17 protein-coding genes are annotated in these 15,906 nt (G+C 53.1%); 10 read left to right on the plus strand and 7 right to left on the minus strand.

Going from position 1 to position 15,906, the window contains the following annotated elements; translation table 11 throughout:
- Window positions 1-47: 47 nt before the first annotated feature.
- Together WH279_RS13805 and WH279_RS13810 are read left to right on the plus strand one after the other, a co-directional pair.
- A complete protein-coding gene (locus WH279_RS13805; protein ID WP_339457306.1) occupies window positions 48-983 on the plus strand; it encodes a hypothetical protein in 936 nt (311 codons plus the stop codon).
- 101 nt (window positions 984-1,084) lie between these two features.
- Window positions 1,085-1,591: a tyrosine-protein phosphatase gene (locus WH279_RS13810; RefSeq protein WP_339457308.1), complete on the plus strand. Its 507-nt coding sequence runs from the start codon at window positions 1,085-1,087 to the stop codon at window positions 1,589-1,591.
- 57 nt (window positions 1,592-1,648) lie between these two features.
- Here the strand turns inward: WH279_RS13810 and WH279_RS13815 are convergent, their stop codons facing one another.
- Entirely contained in the window at window positions 1,649-2,512 is an 864-nt protein-coding gene (locus tag WH279_RS13815) for a LysR family transcriptional regulator (protein WP_339457310.1), read from the minus strand.
- Window positions 2,513-2,612: 100 nt separating this feature from the next.
- On the opposite strand from WH279_RS13815, the gene WH279_RS13820 reads away from it, so the two are divergent.
- On the plus strand, window positions 2,613-3,602 hold the full coding sequence (locus WH279_RS13820; RefSeq protein WP_339457311.1) for a nitrilase family protein: 990 nt from the start codon (window positions 2,613-2,615) through the stop codon (window positions 3,600-3,602).
- A 22-nt stretch (window positions 3,603-3,624) separates the two neighbouring features.
- On the opposite strand, the gene WH279_RS13825 is transcribed toward WH279_RS13820, so the two are convergent.
- Complete coding sequence (locus WH279_RS13825) at window positions 3,625-4,500, minus strand: LysR family transcriptional regulator (RefSeq protein ID WP_339457313.1); 876 nt, start codon at window positions 4,498-4,500, stop codon at window positions 3,625-3,627.
- 102 nt (window positions 4,501-4,602) lie between these two features.
- Here WH279_RS13825 and WH279_RS13830 point away from each other — a divergent pair, with 102 nt between their 5' ends.
- Window positions 4,603-5,538: an NADP-dependent oxidoreductase gene (locus WH279_RS13830; protein WP_339457315.1), complete on the plus strand. Its 936-nt coding sequence runs from the start codon at window positions 4,603-4,605 to the stop codon at window positions 5,536-5,538.
- 32 nt (window positions 5,539-5,570) lie between these two features.
- Window positions 5,571-6,440 carry an SDR family oxidoreductase gene (locus WH279_RS13835; protein WP_339457317.1) on the plus strand — a complete coding sequence of 290 codons (870 nt, stop codon included), beginning with the start codon at window positions 5,571-5,573 and terminating at the stop codon, window positions 6,438-6,440.
- Between the two features lie 70 nt (window positions 6,441-6,510).
- On the opposite strand, the gene pdxR is transcribed toward WH279_RS13835, so the two are convergent.
- A complete protein-coding gene (gene pdxR / locus WH279_RS13840; RefSeq protein WP_339458699.1) occupies window positions 6,511-7,998 on the minus strand; it encodes a MocR-like pyridoxine biosynthesis transcription factor PdxR in 1,488 nt (495 codons plus the stop codon).
- Window positions 7,999-8,105: 107 nt separating this feature from the next.
- Between pdxR and WH279_RS13845 the strand changes: the two genes are divergently transcribed.
- A complete protein-coding gene (locus tag WH279_RS13845; RefSeq protein WP_339457319.1) occupies window positions 8,106-8,564 on the plus strand; it encodes a GNAT family N-acetyltransferase in 459 nt (152 codons plus the stop codon).
- Between the two features lie 373 nt (window positions 8,565-8,937).
- Window positions 8,938-9,726 (plus strand): alpha/beta hydrolase, encoded by a 789-nt coding sequence (locus WH279_RS13850; protein ID WP_339457321.1) that lies wholly within the window; start codon window positions 8,938-8,940, stop codon window positions 9,724-9,726.
- A 43-nt stretch (window positions 9,727-9,769) separates the two neighbouring features.
- Here WH279_RS13850 and WH279_RS13855 read toward each other — a convergent pair whose 3' ends face one another.
- A complete protein-coding gene (locus WH279_RS13855; RefSeq protein WP_339457323.1) occupies window positions 9,770-10,762 on the minus strand; it encodes a threonine ammonia-lyase in 993 nt (330 codons plus the stop codon).
- Window positions 10,763-10,813: 51 nt separating this feature from the next.
- Here WH279_RS13855 and WH279_RS13860 point away from each other — a divergent pair, with 51 nt between their 5' ends.
- A complete protein-coding gene (locus tag WH279_RS13860; RefSeq protein WP_133843191.1) occupies window positions 10,814-11,155 on the plus strand; it encodes an ArsR/SmtB family transcription factor in 342 nt (113 codons plus the stop codon).
- Window positions 11,156-11,242: 87 nt separating this feature from the next.
- Complete coding sequence (locus WH279_RS13865) at window positions 11,243-11,899, plus strand: dTMP kinase (RefSeq protein WP_339457327.1); 657 nt, start codon at window positions 11,243-11,245, stop codon at window positions 11,897-11,899.
- An 8-nt stretch (window positions 11,900-11,907) separates the two neighbouring features.
- On the opposite strand, the gene WH279_RS13870 is transcribed toward WH279_RS13865, so the two are convergent.
- Window positions 11,908-13,284 (minus strand): MFS transporter, encoded by a 1,377-nt coding sequence (locus WH279_RS13870; protein WP_339457329.1) that lies wholly within the window; start codon window positions 13,282-13,284, stop codon window positions 11,908-11,910.
- Between the two features lie 127 nt (window positions 13,285-13,411).
- Here WH279_RS13870 and WH279_RS13875 point away from each other — a divergent pair, with 127 nt between their 5' ends.
- Entirely contained in the window at window positions 13,412-14,113 is a 702-nt protein-coding gene (locus WH279_RS13875) for a helix-turn-helix domain-containing protein (RefSeq protein ID WP_339457331.1), read from the plus strand.
- Here the strand turns inward: WH279_RS13875 and WH279_RS13880 are convergent.
- Window positions 14,099-14,995, minus strand: coding sequence for an SMP-30/gluconolactonase/LRE family protein (locus tag WH279_RS13880; RefSeq protein ID WP_339457333.1), 897 nt, complete (start codon window positions 14,993-14,995; stop codon window positions 14,099-14,101). The genes WH279_RS13875 and WH279_RS13880 overlap by 15 nt on opposite strands.
- Window positions 14,988-15,869 (minus strand): SDR family NAD(P)-dependent oxidoreductase, encoded by an 882-nt coding sequence (locus WH279_RS13885; protein WP_339457334.1) that lies wholly within the window; start codon window positions 15,867-15,869, stop codon window positions 14,988-14,990. The genes WH279_RS13880 and WH279_RS13885 overlap by 8 nt, the downstream gene beginning before the upstream one ends.
- Window positions 15,870-15,906 lie beyond the last annotated feature (37 nt).

Below are 15,906 nucleotides of genomic sequence, written 5' to 3' on the forward strand. Positions count from 1 at the left end.
TGGTGCATTCGCATACTGAGGTAGATAGTGAAGCATGGAATAATTTTATGATCAGCTACTCTGATACACCTTATCCTCAGTCAACGTATTACGGCCAGTATGTCGTAGCATGTTACAACAGTAAACCCGTCTATGTTTCAATCAATCTTGATGATGCATGGTTAAAGTGTCTGGTACTCATTAATGAAAATGAAAATTCAGTGAAATGGTCTTGTGGTCCGGTAATATCTGGAAAATATCATAATGTCCCGCAATTGATTAACCTCTTTTTTGAGTGGGTTTTATCATTGAAATTACGCATAAAAAAAGCAAATTTCACTATGAATAATAGCCTGCACTCTTTATCAATGGCCAATCAGTTCATGACGGCCGTCCACAGTAACGGGTTAAGGATGACATTGTCATCTTTAATTAAAAAAGATTTAACTTCTGATATCTGGCTGGATGCTTTCTACTTTTCGGGTGGAAAAAAAAGGAAGATTAATAATATTATTGAAAGAGTTAAAAGAGAGGGCGTTTCTATCGTTTCATATTCAGGTGATGCGGTTTCTTCTGTCGAAGGATTCTACCGTGAGCACTATTGTAAAGCTATTTTGCAGGGTTATGAAAGGAATTTAATTCAGAATCAATCGGCTCAAAATGCAGTTGATGTCATCATTAATCAGGATCGCATGGGTATCAGCAGAAGTTTTTTTGCCCTAAACGATGAAGACGTCCTGTGTTGTCTCAACCTGGTTAAAATTGGAAATGAGTGTTATTTAAGAAAACTCGCTTTTAACCGCCAGTCAGGTTACAAAGATCCTGGTTCTTCATATTACGCTATGATGACTGCTGCTGAATGGGGTAGGTCATTGGGCCTGCATACGCTCAATCTTTCCATTGCACGACTTTCTGAAGATGATAAAACCTGCAATATACGCCGTTATAAAAATCGATTTGGTAAAATAATCGTCCCTCTTTATGAACTGACTGCGGTGGAATAATGATAAATTGCAGAAAGGTTCATTGTGGTCGCTATTCATTCTTTCGTACTTCTCTCTCTTACTCTTCCGGGGCTGCTTTTCCTGCAGCACTGGATATTCTTGTGGATTTCAGAGGGATAAACGAGGCTAATGTGGCGTTTCCTTTTTCCAGGAAAATAATTAATATTCCCATGACTACCGTCGGTGAGTTGTATCGACGTGCGACTGACCCGGCTGTCAGTGATCTTGTCGAGTTTTATATAGAGATAATCGACGCACATCGGGGCGACTTCTCTCAATTGCTTCAGATTGTCACTTCATCACCTTCCGTTGGTTTCGGCTGCTTTTTTGGCAAAGATCGAACCGGGATGGCAAGTTTTCTGCTGTGCAAAAAGTTTAATGTCTCTTTAGATGACATTATTCTTGATTACCGCAGGTCCGAGTATGAGCTAAAAAAGAGTGTGGATTTGTTTTCTGCTCACTGGCTTAAACGTGGCAGCAGTCGGGAGCATTATCTGCAAAGGCTATGCTGTCCTGCTGCGGCGATTGAGCAGGTTGATCACTATTTAACGCAGCAATATGGCGGCATTGACCATTATCTTGAGGTGCCTCTTATCAAAGGTCGTTAGCGTAAGTTCGGGTGCGAATCACGGGAGATAACGCGATACGATGCCGCCACGGGCACATCATGATTGTGTGCAACTGATTAGCCTGACGATAAAATTATCCCTGATAACATCATCAGTACTGGCGTTCCATGCGACGCCCACCTGCCAGCTTAACGACTCGCCGCTTAACGGAATAATATTCAACCCCGGTGGCGCAATATGAATAACGCTTTGTGGCAAAAGCGCCACGCCCGTACCGGCAATCACCAGCGCGACGATGGTATGAATATCGTCAGCCAGCTGAGTCGAAGACGTATAAAGCGCGTTGTCCTGCAAGAAGCGATCAATCTGTGTATTCAGCCCACGGCCGCGTTCAGTATGCAGCCGCAGCAGAGGGCGATTTTTTAGCCACTCTGCCGCACTGACCCACGTTGTATCCGGCGTCACTAACACCAGCCGATCGTTGAACAGCGGCAGGTAATCCAGCGGCTCGCTGGGTGGAACGCGAACAAACCCCACCTGAATCTCGTCACTTTGCAGCAACTGGTCCTGTATTGCTGAGGGAAGATCCGTTAATGAGACATCGACACCGGGATAACATTGGCGAAATTCTGCGATGTAGCGCGGGGCTAAGTAGAAACTGGAAAGCCCAAATCCCACGGCCAGACTGCCTTCACTCCCTTTCGCGACCTGCTCTGCATGCTGGAGAAACAGCGCGGCCTGCCCGATCACCTTCTTCGCTTCTGGCAGTAAGCGCCGGCCGCCGGCCGTTAACGTGGTGCCGTGACGGCCACGTGAAAACAGCGACAGAGTGAGCTGTGACTCAAGCAGGTTAATCTGTTTGGTTAACGCGGGCTGCGAGACAAACAGCGCCTGTGCCGCATCGGCATAATTACCTTTCTCTGCCAGCGTGACAAAGGCTTTGAGCAACCGCAGGTTCATTATTACATTCCAGAAAGTTATCAGAATGGGAAATCATTTGATTATACCGTTATCAGTCAACCGGGTGTAATGGTGTTTTGACCCCCGCTGGAGAATCATTATGTCCGCGTTAACATCATTAAAGGCTGCCACCGTGCAGTTTCAGCATCAGGCCGGTAACAAACACTATAATCTCCTGATGATGGAGAAGTTTATCGAGCAAGCCGCCCTGCAACAGGTGAAAATCCTCACCTTCCCCGAAATGTGTATCACCGGTTACTGGCATGTTCCTAAATTGACCTCTTTTGAGGTTTCAGCTTTGGCAGAGCCGATTGAAACCAGTCCTTCTCTGGCATTGATCCGTTCGCTGGCCGTCAAGCATCAGATGCTGATTGGTGCCGGGCTGATCGAACGTGCCGACGATGGCCGCCTGTATAACGCCTACGTTGCCTGTCTGCCCGACGGTTCACTGCATACACATCGCAAGCTTCATGCCTTTGAACATCCCGCGATCAGCAGTGGCGATCGGTTCACGGTGTTTGACACCCCCTGGGGAGTGAAAGTGGGGATACTGATCTGCTGGGATAACAATCTGGTGGAGAATGTGCGCGCCACGGCGCTGCTGGGTGCCGATATTCTTCTCGCACCGCACCAGACAGGGGGCACGCAATCCCGCAGTCCCTGCGGCATGAAGCCGATCCCGCTGGAACTCTGGGAGCAACGGGCGACGCGCCAGGAGGAATTGACCGCTGCCTTTAGAGGCCCTAATGGTCGCGGCTGGCTGATGCGCTGGCTGCCAGCGCGTGCTCATGACAACGGGGTGTTTATCTTATTCAGTAACGGCGTTGGTGCGGATGAAGACGAAGTCCGTACCGGCAATGCCATGATGATTGACCCTTACGGCAGCATTATTGAGGAAACCTGGGCGGCAGGCGATGCCATGGTCAGCGCCGAACTCGATTTAACCCTACTGGCGATGAGCACGGGCCGCCGCTGGATCCACGGTCGCCGTCCTGAGCTATACCAGATACTGACGGAACCGCAAGGGTATGAACGCGATGCAAGAACGGCCAGGTTTTCGGTCGATGTGCCGCAGAGAAACAACCGGTGAGGTGAGCGCATCCGGTGCTGTTTTATCCCGTCATCACCAGCGCAATTTTAGGGTAGCGTTCGCAGATAAAATCGACGAATGCCCTGACCTTTGGCGCCGTTAAACGCCGTGAGGTATGCAGGACCCACAGCGCCACCTTGACATCTGACACCGTTCCCCACTTCACCAGGTCGCCGCGGGCAAGGGCGTTACCGACAATAGACTGAGGAATAATCGCGGCACCGCCACCGGCGATGGCGGCGTCGCGGATCATCAGAAAAGAGGAAAACCTCAGGCGGGGGAGAGGTTCAATCACCAGGCGGCCATCGTCCAGTTTCCACAGCGATGGCTGTGCGTTGCCAAATACGATGGCGGGAACCTGAGTGACCAGGCCCGGCTGGGGCAGGGTAACGGAGGGCGCGGCAACCACAATCTGGCGGTCTTCAGCAAAGCATCGCCCCGTCAGGCTGCTGTCGGGGCGCGGGTTAATACGAATGGCCACATCATAATGTTCCTCCACCAGATCCACCATGCGGTCTTCTGCCACCACTTCAAGGGTGATTTCCGGATACGCGGCGCAAAACTCGGCAGCTATTCTCCCCATGGTGAGCTGCGAGAACAACACAGGCGATGCCACGCGCAGGTGCCCGCGTGGAACAGAGATCCCTTCCCGCACCGACGTCATGGCCTCCACCACCTCGTTGATTGACCCCGATGTTCTGGCCATCAGCATATCGCCCGCCTCAGTGAGTCTCAGCCCTCTGGGACTGCGCTCGATAAGGCGTACGCCAAGCTGTTGTTCAAGATCCGCGATATGGCGCGATAACGTGGCTTTAGACCTGCCGCTGGCGCGGCTGGCCTTCCCCAGCCCGCCGTGGGTGGCGACAAGCGCAAAATCAACCAGAGCATTGAGATCCATACTGTTCCATTTTTGAAACGACATGTCTCTAATTTAGTGTCTGCTCTCTGTCTGCGCAACGGTTTATCGTTCATTCATCCTAACAGACCAGAGGAACAGAACATGAGTATGACGCAACGAGCCGTTGTCATCGGAGAGTACGGCGGGGCTGATGCCGCCAGAGTGGCTGAGATAGCGCTGCCCGACGTGGGAGAGCGTCAGGTACGGGTGCGGGTTCATGCCGCCGGTATTAATGGCCTCGACTTGAAGGTGAGAGAAGGGTACGTCCGCGATGTGTTTCCTTTATCGCTCCCCGCCGTTCTCGGCATTGAGCTGGCAGGTATTGTTGAGGCCGTGGGCCCGGGCTGTTCGCGTTTTCGTATCGGTGACCGTGTGATGGGATCGCTGGGACGAATCGGGGCTTATGCAGATTTCGTCGTCATCAGTGAGGCAAATCTGGCCCATACACCGGCAGGACTGGACGATATCCACGCTGCTGCCATCCCCGTTGCCGCCGTCGCTGCATGGCAAAGCCTTAACTATGCTGGCCCGATCTCCTCCGGGCAACGCATTCTGATCCACGGCGCTGCCGGAGGGCTGGGGGGCTACGCCGTGCAGTTTGCAAAACAGGCCGGGGCAGAGGTGTTTGCCACCGTGGCGGCGGCAGGCATGGAATACGTGCGCAGCCTCGGGGCCGACCACATTATCGACTATCAGTCGCAACCGTTTGAATCGCTTGCCAGCAATATTGACCTTGTCCTCGACTATGTTGGTGGCGGAGTGCTGGATCGCTCATGGCCGGTGCTGTCGGAGCAGGGCGTTATCATCAGCACGGCTTCGCCCGACATTGTTGCCCGCACACCTGCCGGACGCCGTGGGCTGTGGTTTATAAACACGCCGGACGGCACGCAGTTGGAAACGCTGGCCGCCAGCATTGCCAGCGGAGCATTGAAGTCACACGTCAGCGAGATCGTCGGCTTTAACGACATCCCGCAGGCCATTGAACGTCACCGCACGGCGCCGCGTATCGGCAAAGTGGTGGCCGATTTTCTGCGCTAACCGGCGCTGTCTGACGCATTCTGGAGATAAATATGACCATTCTTGTTATTGGTGCCACGGGCACGCTGGGTTCGTTGATTTGTCAGCGTCTTGCTGATGCCGGCGCAGACACCAAGGCGCTGGTGCGCCAGCCGGGTAAACACGTTTTTCCGGCCGGTGTGACTGAAGTCGCGGGTGACATGACCGATGTCGCGGCAATGCGCGCGGCGTTAGCCTCGGTGCGAACCCTGTTCCTGCTGAATGCGGTGACGCCCCATGAAGTCACCCAGGCCCTTATCACCCTGAACCTTGCCCGTGAGGCGGGTATCGAGCGCGTGGTGTATCTGTCGGTGATCCATGCGGAAAAGTACACCAACGTACCGCACTTTACCGGTAAATATACGGTTGAACGTATGATTGAAAGCCTGAATATCCCGGCGACTATTCTGCGTCCGGCCTATTTCATGCAGAACGAAGCCTCGGTGCAAAAGGTCATTGAAGAGTATGGGGTGTATCCGATGCCGATCGGTTCGGCGGGTGTTTCCATGATCGATGTGCGGGATATTGCCGATATCGCGGTAGTGGAACTGTTGCGGCGTGACAGGGCAACCGCAGCACTGGAGAGCAACACCCTGGCGCTGGTGGGCCCGGATGTTCTGACCGGTGAGCGTGTCGCCGCCGTCTGGAGCGCAGCGCTGGGCCGTGAAGTTGGCTACGGCGGTGATGACGTGGTCGCTTTTGAGCAGCAGATGACCGCCTGGAGCCCCGGTTGGCTGGCCTATGATATGAGCCTGATGATGGCGGGCATTCAGCAGTGCGGGATGCAGGCGGCAGAAGGAACGGTGGAGCGTTTGCAGACGCTGCTGGGGCGTCCGCTACGGACCTACGAGCGTTTTGTTAGTGAATCTACCGGCGCGCGCTGAACAGGATATGCAGGGAGATAACGGGGAGACTCGTTATCTCTGCACCGATGCGAAAGGCTGTTGATCAGCTTCAATCTCTTTTATTTTCAGCAAGTTGTTGAGCCAGCTTCTTGATGCCTTCAACGATCTCTGACGGTGGATGCGCGGCAAAACCGAACAAAATCGCCTGCTTCGCTGGCGTGGTCTGGCAGTAGCGTGAAAGCGGCTGTGCGCCTAAACCCGCTTGACGGCAGTGCTCAATGATGACGGATTCTTCAAGGTTATCCGCTAACCAGCAGACAAGATGAATACCTGAATCCGACGGTTCCACACAGACGATTTCCGGCAGATATAATTTGATGGCCTCAATCATCACCTGCTGGCGTTCATGACAGGCTTTTCTCACCCGCCTGACGTGACGGGCGTAATGGCCTTCAGAAATGAAAGCGGCGAGGATCGTTTGTTCTAAATACGAGGTGCGTGTATCGGCGTAATATTTGGCAATGTTAAAAGACGCCACTAAATGTTCTGGAACCACCAGGAAACCTAAATGAAATCCTGGAAACATCATTTTGGAGAAGGTTCCTGCATAGATCACGCGCTGATGTTTATCTAACCCCTGAAGGGCTTGTATTGGCTGGCCGGTGTACCTGAACTCACTGTTATAATCATCTTCGAATATCCACATGTTATTTTCAGCAGCCCACGCCAGTAGCGCCAGCCTGCGGGATAAACTTAATGTTCCGCCCAGCGGAAACTGGTGAGAGGGAGAGGTGAAAATCAATTTGGCCTTGGGCCAGTGCCTGATGCCATACGCAACGTCCATGCCATTGTTATCACTGACGACAGGACGGAGGGTGGCCCCCATGGCGGTAAATGCCCCTAACGCACCATCATAGCCCGGCTCATCCAGCCAGACTTCATCCCCTTTTTGCAATAGCACCTGCGCGGCCAGATTCATGGCTTGCTGGGTACCATTAACAATCAGTATCTGCTGCTCGGTGCAATGAAGGCCGCGCGTGGTGCAGACATATTTACTGATAGCCTGCCGTAAGGGTTTAAACCCCTGGAGTTCATTCAGTTTTCCGTCCTGGTGGCGGAACTGACGCCAGGTGCGTCCTAACAGGCGACCCCAAAGTTCATAAGGGAATAAATCTCTGCAGCCGACGCCAATATTAAACGTCAGATTTTGTCCCGAGCAGGGCCGCGTTTCATCCCATATGTTTCTCATGACCTGCATATGCGGATTAATGTCGGGACGCCGCTTATCCAGGCTCGCCGGTAAATAAGAGGCTTGCGGCTGACTGTGCATCACCTCATCAGGAATGATCGATGCCACATAGGTTCCCGATCCTTGTTTAGCCATAAGGTAGCCCTCATCAGTCAGGCGTTCCAAGCCTGCGAGAACTGAGTTTCTTGATATGGACATCATTTCAGAAAATGTCCGGCTGGAGGGGAGTTTTTTCCCTGTTTGAAGCTGACCATTCAGGATCAGTTCTTTGATCACCGAATAGAACTGTTCTTTAATTTTCCCGTTTTTTAACAATATGCTGGGAAAGCTGGCCGCGTTGTTTTTAATCGCCAAAGTGGACCCATAAAAAATAAATAAAGTGTGCCTTATACAATACCACTGTCAGCGTTACTCTTTCATCACCTGATACGTTTCATTTTAAAAAAGTGATTGATATGAATGATGAAAATTTAGAAATTTCCGTGGTGCCCGTTCAAGAGGCCGATTACTCAGCATGGCTACCTTACTGGTTGAGCTATCAGCAATTCTATGGCGTGGAGCTGCCAGAAGAGACGACATTAGCAACATGGGGGCGCTTTTTTGATGCTGATGAACCGATGTATTGCGCTGTCGCAAAAGAGGGGGAGACCCTCCTCGGATTTGTTCACTATGTTTTTCACCGCTCAACATGGTCGGTCAATGATTTCTGTTATCTAGAAGATCTGTTTGTGGCCCCCACTAGTCGGGGTAAACAGACAGGAAAACATCTGATTGAATATGTGCAAGGGCAGGCCCGCGAGCGCCAGTGTGGACGCTTATACTGGCATACCCAGGAAAAGAACGTAACGGCACAGAGGCTTTATGACTGGGTGGCCGAAAAACCGGGGGTTATCGAGTACAGAATGCCTCTCTAAACATGCGTGAGTAAGAAGCTAATGGCTGCCAGCTCTCCCTGCCTGGCAGCCTGCTCCAGCCTCCTGACTCAGGGGGCTGCGCCATATAAAGTCGTTGCGCGGCGTGGTTGGAGTGCCATTCTTCTGCGACGGCAGTCAACGGGAAAATAAGCCAGGTTTCGATCATAAGACCTCATGAAGACGTCCGAAATTATGTTAAATGCAGTGTTGGACTGTGCTTCGCCATTTGCACCCTGCGGTGATATGTCGGATGGTAACCCTCTCAATGATGTGAAGAGTATTCTTCTGGTTTACGCAGCGCAGGCGCAGCCATGTTCCTGACACTGATACGGCTGTGAGTGGTATTACTTCACTTTACGACAGGATGTTATGCATGCCTATTTTACATACAAAACATGGCGATATCGATTATCAGGATGTTGGCAGCGGCGATACGACGCTGTTTCTGATGCCGGGTTGGTGCCAGCCGAAGACCGTGTTCAATGAATTCTCTGCGCTGGCCGCCGCTTCTTTTCGGGTTGTCACTCCAGACTGGCGGGGCCATGGGAAATCTTCCACCGATGGTCAGGATTTTGACGGGGCAGCGTTATTCGCTGACGCTTTGGCACTCATTGAACATCTCGGGTTGAAGCGCGTTGTCCCGGTTTCCGTCGCCCACGCCAGTTGGATCGCCGTGGACTTAGCGGAAAGTTTAACTGAACGCGTGCCTGCTATGATATTCCTGGACTGGATCATGAATCAGCCGTCGACGGAGTTTTTCAGTGCCATCACAGAGATGCAGCAAGAAAATCGCTGGGAATATGCACGGGATCAGCTGTTTGAATTTTGGTTAGCAGGGAGCGACTCACCCACCATGATCCATCATCTCAACACCGAGATGGCGGAGTCCAGCTATCAGCTCTGGCGCCTGGCAGGGCAGGTGATTGCCGATGCCTATCATCAATACGGCTCGCCGCTCCAACGCCTGGAAACGCTCAAAAACCCACCGAAGTGTACACACCTCTATTCCCTTGACCGGGACGACGACTACCTTGCCTTTCAACAGCGTTTCGCTGAAAAGCATGATTTTTTTGAAGTGAAACGACTGGAGAATGCCAGAACACACCTGGCCGTGCTTGAAAGGCCGGGAGAGGTACTGGCGTGGATTTTAAAATCACTCTGAACTTTTCATCGCTCAATCGGCTACGGCTGAGGATACCGTTTATTCAGCGTGTGGCCTCATTCACTAATCCGAGATAGCGGGAGCCAGATATGTTTCTGCCGCTGACCACGCAGACAGCGTTACGCCCGCTCAGTTCTTTTGCATAACGAAGGACTGCCGCAACTGCGGGCACTCCTGAAGGCTCCACAACATGGCGATGCAGATTAAGCATTAACGCCATCGCTGCTTTAATTTCGGCTTCTGAGACGAGAAGAACACGATCGACACGGTCGCGTATCAGTGGCCAGGTCATCGTTTCGGGCTCTATGTAGCCACTGATGCCTTCGGCGATTGATGACGTTATTTCCACAGGAATCGTTTCGCCAGCGTCTTTCCAGCGAGCAAATGTCGGGCTCGCTTCGCTTTGTATTGCCCACACTTCGGCAGCAGGGTTGATGGCTTTGATGGCCGTCGCAATACCTGAGGCCAGCCCGCCGCCGCCAATGTTCACGAGAATAACGTCAGCGTCTGCCCAGTCTTCCATAATTTCCAGACCGACGGTGCCGCCCCCTGCAATCATCTGCTCATTATTGTAGGCCGAGACGAACGTCGCGCCGGACTGTTGCGCTGCGGCAATAGCGGCCTGTCTTGCGTCTTCAATACTGTCAAAAAAGGTCACCTGAGCACCATAATTTTTCATTGCCGAGACCTTCATCGGATCTGCTGAATGCGGTAAGTATATGGATACGGGTATGCCTGTTACATGCCCCGCACAGGCAAGTCCTAAGCCATGGTTCCCTGCTGTCGGGGCGATGACGCCGGTGCTTCGCTGTTCTGCATCAAGACAGGCAAGAACGTTTGCGGCGCCTCTCAGCTTAAAGCTACCGGTATGCTGGAGATTTTCCATCTTGAGTCTGACCTCCGCCCCGACAAGGGCAGACAGTTCCTGCGAAGGCTCCAGCGGTGTCCTGCATACTGTTGCCTTAATTCGCCGGGAAGCGGCATAAATATCTTTCAGCGTGATACTGCCCATTGGCCTTTGTGTGTGGTTTGTCATAGTATTCTCCTGAAGTTATATAAGAAAATGACTATATAGGTAATTGGCTATATGAACAACTCAAAGACGTTAATGGCCGATATTTTTCGCGCCCTGGGTAATGAGCACCGGCTCGTGATTGTTGAATGGCTGTCCGATCCAAGGTCACATTTTCCCGAGCAGCAGGACGGCGACCTGGTTGAGGACGGTGTGTGTGTCGGGTTTATCACCGAAAAAATTGGTCTGAGTCAGCCCACAGTGACAGGCCATCTACAAAATCTGGCTAAAGCCGGAATTGTGACCTCGAAACGTATCAAGAACTGGGTATTCTATAAACTTGATCGTCAACGGATGGATGAAGCAACGGCAATGTTGTCGGAGTATGGAAAACGGGCAACGCGTCCACATGAGTAGTGTGCAGATCAAAACATACGAAGGAAGTAAGATGCTTGTGCCAGATTCAGGCTCTACAAAAACCGTCTATCAAGCGTCATTTGATCAATGAGTCGTCCGCTGTTTGTGACGCTGGATGGGCCCAAGGGCGCTGGTAAAACCACACTGTTGGAGGCCATCACCAAAGTCCTCCGGGCTGACAACAAGAAGGTGGTCCGCCTTTGCGAGAAAAAAAGCGATCCCTTCAGGCGCGGAACCATGGTTCTCGTTAACAGGCTCGCCAGACAACCCACCCTGGCGTTGGAATGGGAGGTGTGTGAGCGCCTGGCCGCCAGCCGTGCCTGGATATACCGGCACGTGCTGGCTAAACAGCCACCGGACAGCATTATCTTGATGGACCGCTGGTACCCGTCGGATGCCGCGTTTCGCCGCATGGTTCCCTTCGCAGAGATTTTACAGCTTAACCTTGAACGAAACGTGCGAACGCCAGACCTGCATGTCGGTGTGGTGACTACGCCTGATATTTCATGGGCAAGGGCTGCGGCCCGATCGCGTGGGCTAAGCAGTACGGTGATTCATAAGCTGGAAGAACATGTTGCCTGTAGCCAGGCGTTCGAGCGAGAAATTGCCGATAACGGCTGGGTTTTATGCCGTAATGAAGGAACAATCGAAGACGCCACGATGCAGGTGATTTCTGAGATCTACCGCGTGCCTGGGTGCGCCACAGGGATTCAGATCACATCGCCGGGGAAGGTCGTTCCCTGAGCCCGTTTTCACAGCGTGTTTTTTTTACAGGCTGAATTCCTGCTCAGCAGGGTGGAGCATAACAGGCCGGCGAGCAGTGAGAAGGCGATGCCGACGCAGAGGGCGATGTCAATATCCTCTGCGAGCGGTTTGACCGCGTTAAGCAATCCCCCAAAGATTGCGACTCCCAGCGCTGAACCCGTTTGTCGGCTTGCGTTGAGTACGCCGGCGGCAATTCCAGCGTGCTCTTTGCCTGTCGAGCTCATGACAACTGCCGTGGCGACCGGTGTAATGATGCCAGCGGCAAGACCGAGAGCAGGAAAGCAAAGTGCGATCTGCCAATAGGGTGTATTTTCTCTTACTATCATTAACCCTGCGAATCCGGCGGCGTAGAGCCCGCAGCATCCTGTGATCAGCCAAAATGGGCCAAGCAGGCGGTTAAGTTTTCCGGCGCTAAAGCTGCCCAACGTGACCAGCAAGGTCAAGGGAAGGAAGGCGAGACCCACGTCCAGCGATGACCAACCGCGCACGGCCCCGAAGTACAGGCTGAGCAGGAAGAACACCCCGTAAAACACTAATCCTGAAATCAGCGAGACGCTAACCGAGGCAGAAAAATCAGCAAGGCGAAAGAGTGTCATCGGCAGCATCGGCTGGTTGATTGTGCGCTCGGTAAAGATGAAAACCCCCCAGGCAATGACCGCCACCAGTATTCCTCCGCAAATCCACGGGTCACGCCATCCACGATGGACACCTTCAATCAGCACGGCAATAGACGATCCCAGTGCGATAATCGCCAGTAACTGCCCTGCAAAATCCATCGGCCTTTCGCGAACAGTGATTTTTATCGCAGGAATGCGTGTTGCCAGCACCGCCCCGAGTACGGCAATGGGGACATTGACCAGGAAGAGACTTCGCCAGCCTGATAAATGGATCAGCAAACCGCCCAATAACGGGCCGGCAGCCATGGCAATTCCACCGCATCCGGCCCAGATACCGATGGCTCTGGCACGATCCCGAGACTGAGGGAACGCACTGTTGATCAATGCCAGAGAGGAGGGGACCAACAAGGCCGCACCAACACCCTGCAATATCCTCGAGAAGATCAGGGTGGGCAATGTTGATGAAAAACCACATCCCGCCGAAGCCAGCGCAAAGAGCAGCAGGCCGGTGAGATAAACGTTTTTTGCCCCCAGTTTGTCGCCTAAAGCACCACCGCTGAGCAGCAGACTGGCGAAAGTCACGGTATAGGCACTGACGACCCATTGCAGGCCGGTAATGGTCGAGTGCAGAGTGGCGGCCAGCGGTGCAAGTGCAACGTTCACAATCGAGGTATCAAGAATCACGATGATATAACTGATACTGGTCGCCGCTAACAACCATTTTTGAGCCGAAGGGGTGTTGTTCATGAGTCGAGGTCATAGTCCATAAATGAGATTTATTGACTATACCCCGCACGCGCTAAATAATGATTCGAGCTGTATCGAAGTATTATCCCCTCTGAGGAACACTGACTTCACTTTTTCGGGCGCAACAATGAACCAATTTCACATCTCTGTCGTGGCCCATCTCATCGCCGAGCCGGTGCGTTCGATAATGCTCATTAACCTCTCTGGAGGCGAAGCACTTTCTGCCAGTGCTCTGGCAGAGGCCGCCAACATCACAGCACAAACCGCCAGCTTTCATCTCGCAAAACTGCGTGATGGCGGGCTTGTCACCGTCGAGTCTGTTGGGCGCTATCGTTATTACCGCCTGGCCGGGCCACATATTTCCCAGCTCTTAGAAAGTCTGGCCTCGGTCGGGCCTGTCACTGCGCAATGGCAAACAACGCCCAATAGTGCAGCGAAAGCGCTGCGTTTTGCGCGTTGTTGTTACGATCATTTAGCCGGGCAACTCGGCGTGCTGATTACGCAGAGGATGCTTGACCAGGGGCTGATTGCCATGCGAGAAGGCCAACACTGCGTGTTAACCGTTCTGGGGCATCGCTGGTTTGAACAGCAAGGCGTGGAAATCAGTGCGGAACGCGCAGGCAATAACCGTTTGTGCCTCGACTGGACCGAGCGGCAATATCACCTCGCAGGCCCTCTTGGCTCCGCGATGCTGGAGGCATTTATTGCGTGGGAATGGCTGAGCCGCTCGAATCAATCAAGAGCGTTGAACGTCACCGCGTCGGGATGGGAAGCCTTAGCGCAACACTTTGGTATTCGCCATCAGCAAGGATCGCTACGGCATGAATAGTGGTCTTTCTTTGAACAGATGCCTTCGGCTGCCCGATATTCTGGGATGAATCGTATACACATCCCCGGCATCTGGGGACGTCAGTAACTCCGAAGGCGTCATAGCAAAGCGTGCGGTGGTAATGAATAAGGTCGCAAGACCTTCGCCACCAAAGCAGCAACTGGTAGGGCGCGGAACGGGCATGATGACACGATCGCTCAGACACCCGTTGCTGTCGTAACGCAGCAGGCATCCCCCGTTGAACTGACATACCCACAGCCCTCCCTCCTTATCCAGAGCGATACCGTCAGGACGGCCGAGTTCGGCGGGTGTCTCAACAAATAACCTGATATCGCCTGGCAAGCCCTCTGCCGAACAGGTGGCCTGAAAAATTGCACATGCTACCGAATCAACGAAAAACAGAGTACGGCCATCTTCGGACCAGGCCACCCCGTTGGGCAGCGTTACCCCCGGCAGGATTAACCGGGCATTCAGTGCACTATCGAATCGGTACAGCGCACCGCTATTGCCATCCGGGCGCTCGTTCATCAGTCCGGTAACAAAACGTCCCTGTGGATCGCAGGCACCATCATTGAAACGATAGCTCGTGCCTTCATGGATAATGGGAGAGCCGTGGCTCACTGCACCGGTCTCCAGATTGAGCATGGCAACGCGGGCATCTTCAGTGAAGATCAGATTCCCTCTGTCAGTGAGCGCCAGGGCGCCAATGCGTGCGGCTGACTCATAAACACGGTCGACCTTTCCCTCTGGCCGCAGCACGTTGATCCGCCCTTCAACGATATCCACGAAGTACAAAAGCCCCTTCTGAGCATCCCAGACCGGACTTTCGCCTAACGTGGCGCCGACATGAGCAATGTTGCACAGATCATAATCGTTATGCATATTCACACTCTTTGATCTGCTGCCACTGGCGGGCGACGTCAGCCACATTCTCACATTCGACACGCGCCAGGTCAGTGGGATAAACAACGCCGGGGTTCTCACAAAAGCGGGTTGCGGTGAAATGACCGTTGCTTGCGCGAAGGATGTAGCCTGTGTCATGGCACAGCGGGCTGGCCAGATACACGACGCCCGGTGCGACCCACTCCGGTTTGAGGTTCTCGGGTGACGGCATGCTTCCCCACATGCGTGTTTTGGCAACAGGGGAGATAGCGTTGACAAGGATTCCATGCTGCTCGCCTTCCAGGCTCAGTGCATTCATGATGCCCACCTGAGCCATCTTACCGGCAGCGTAAGCCACGAGGCCGGGCTGCGCATATTGCTGGAACAGGGCGCGATCAGAGGTGTTGAGCACGATCCGTGGTGATGAAGAGTGCTTAAGGTATGGCCAGGCATATTTGCTCAGCCAAATCGGCGCACGGATGTTGATGCCGATGGCACGTTCAAGGAAATCATCACTCTGGTCTTCGATACGTTGATAGTCCACCCAGCCTGCGTTGTGAATCAGGATGTCCAGCTTACCGAAGTGGGTGATAGCCAGCTCCACGAGCTCCCTGCAGCCATCCTCATTATCCAGGCGTCCGTTGTGTGTGATCAATTGTCCGTTGTCAGCGCGCAGGGTACGGCCAGCTTCCGCAATCACATCTTTACTGGCGCCTTCACCGGCCCGGTTGGTGCCGAGGTCGCTGATAACAACGCGCGCACCATGGTCTAACAGTGACTGCGCGTAGGTACGTCCCAGGCCCTGTCCTGCGCCGGTGATGATGGCTACCGCATCCTTTAACAGCGCATCGGTAAGCGGGTTCTTCTGTCCCATGTTGAATCTCCGTGAATTTGAGTGTCACGATGATGGG

The sequence above is a fragment of the Erwinia sp. MYb375 genome (assembly GCF_037479175.1).
Classification (GTDB): domain Bacteria; phylum Pseudomonadota; class Gammaproteobacteria; order Enterobacterales; family Enterobacteriaceae; genus Erwinia; species Erwinia rhapontici.

Bases quoted from the DNA above. Each gene is read 5' to 3' on its own strand.
- WH279_RS13805 (WP_339457306.1), top strand. From the start codon at position 48: ATGATCAGCTACTCTGATACACCTTATCCTCAGTCAACGTATTACGGC.
- WH279_RS13820 (WP_339457311.1), top strand. From the start codon at position 2,613: ATGTCCGCGTTAACATCATTAAAGGCTGCCACCGTGCAGTTTCAGCAT.
- WH279_RS13870 (WP_339457329.1), bottom strand. From the start codon at position 13,284: ATGAACAACACCCCTTCGGCTCAAAAATGGTTGTTAGCGGCGACCAGT.
- WH279_RS13865 (WP_339457327.1), top strand. From the start codon at position 11,243: ATGAGTCGTCCGCTGTTTGTGACGCTGGATGGGCCCAAGGGCGCTGGT.
- WH279_RS13830 (WP_339457315.1), top strand. From the start codon at position 4,603: ATGAGTATGACGCAACGAGCCGTTGTCATCGGAGAGTACGGCGGGGCT.
- WH279_RS13850 (WP_339457321.1), top strand. From the start codon at position 8,938: ATGCCTATTTTACATACAAAACATGGCGATATCGATTATCAGGATGTT.
- WH279_RS13880 (WP_339457333.1), bottom strand. From the start codon at position 14,995: ATGCATAACGATTATGATCTGTGCAACATTGCTCATGTCGGCGCCACG.
- WH279_RS13835 (WP_339457317.1), top strand. From the start codon at position 5,571: ATGACCATTCTTGTTATTGGTGCCACGGGCACGCTGGGTTCGTTGATT.
- WH279_RS13815 (WP_339457310.1), bottom strand. From the start codon at position 2,512: ATGAACCTGCGGTTGCTCAAAGCCTTTGTCACGCTGGCAGAGAAAGGT.
- WH279_RS13885 (WP_339457334.1), bottom strand. From the start codon at position 15,869: ATGGGACAGAAGAACCCGCTTACCGATGCGCTGTTAAAGGATGCGGTA.
- WH279_RS13875 (WP_339457331.1), top strand. From the start codon at position 13,412: ATGAACCAATTTCACATCTCTGTCGTGGCCCATCTCATCGCCGAGCCG.
- WH279_RS13825 (WP_339457313.1), bottom strand. From the start codon at position 4,500: ATGGATCTCAATGCTCTGGTTGATTTTGCGCTTGTCGCCACCCACGGC.
- WH279_RS13845 (WP_339457319.1), top strand. From the start codon at position 8,106: ATGAATGATGAAAATTTAGAAATTTCCGTGGTGCCCGTTCAAGAGGCC.
- WH279_RS13855 (WP_339457323.1), bottom strand. From the start codon at position 10,762: ATGACAAACCACACACAAAGGCCAATGGGCAGTATCACGCTGAAAGAT.
- WH279_RS13860 (WP_133843191.1), top strand. From the start codon at position 10,814: ATGAACAACTCAAAGACGTTAATGGCCGATATTTTTCGCGCCCTGGGT.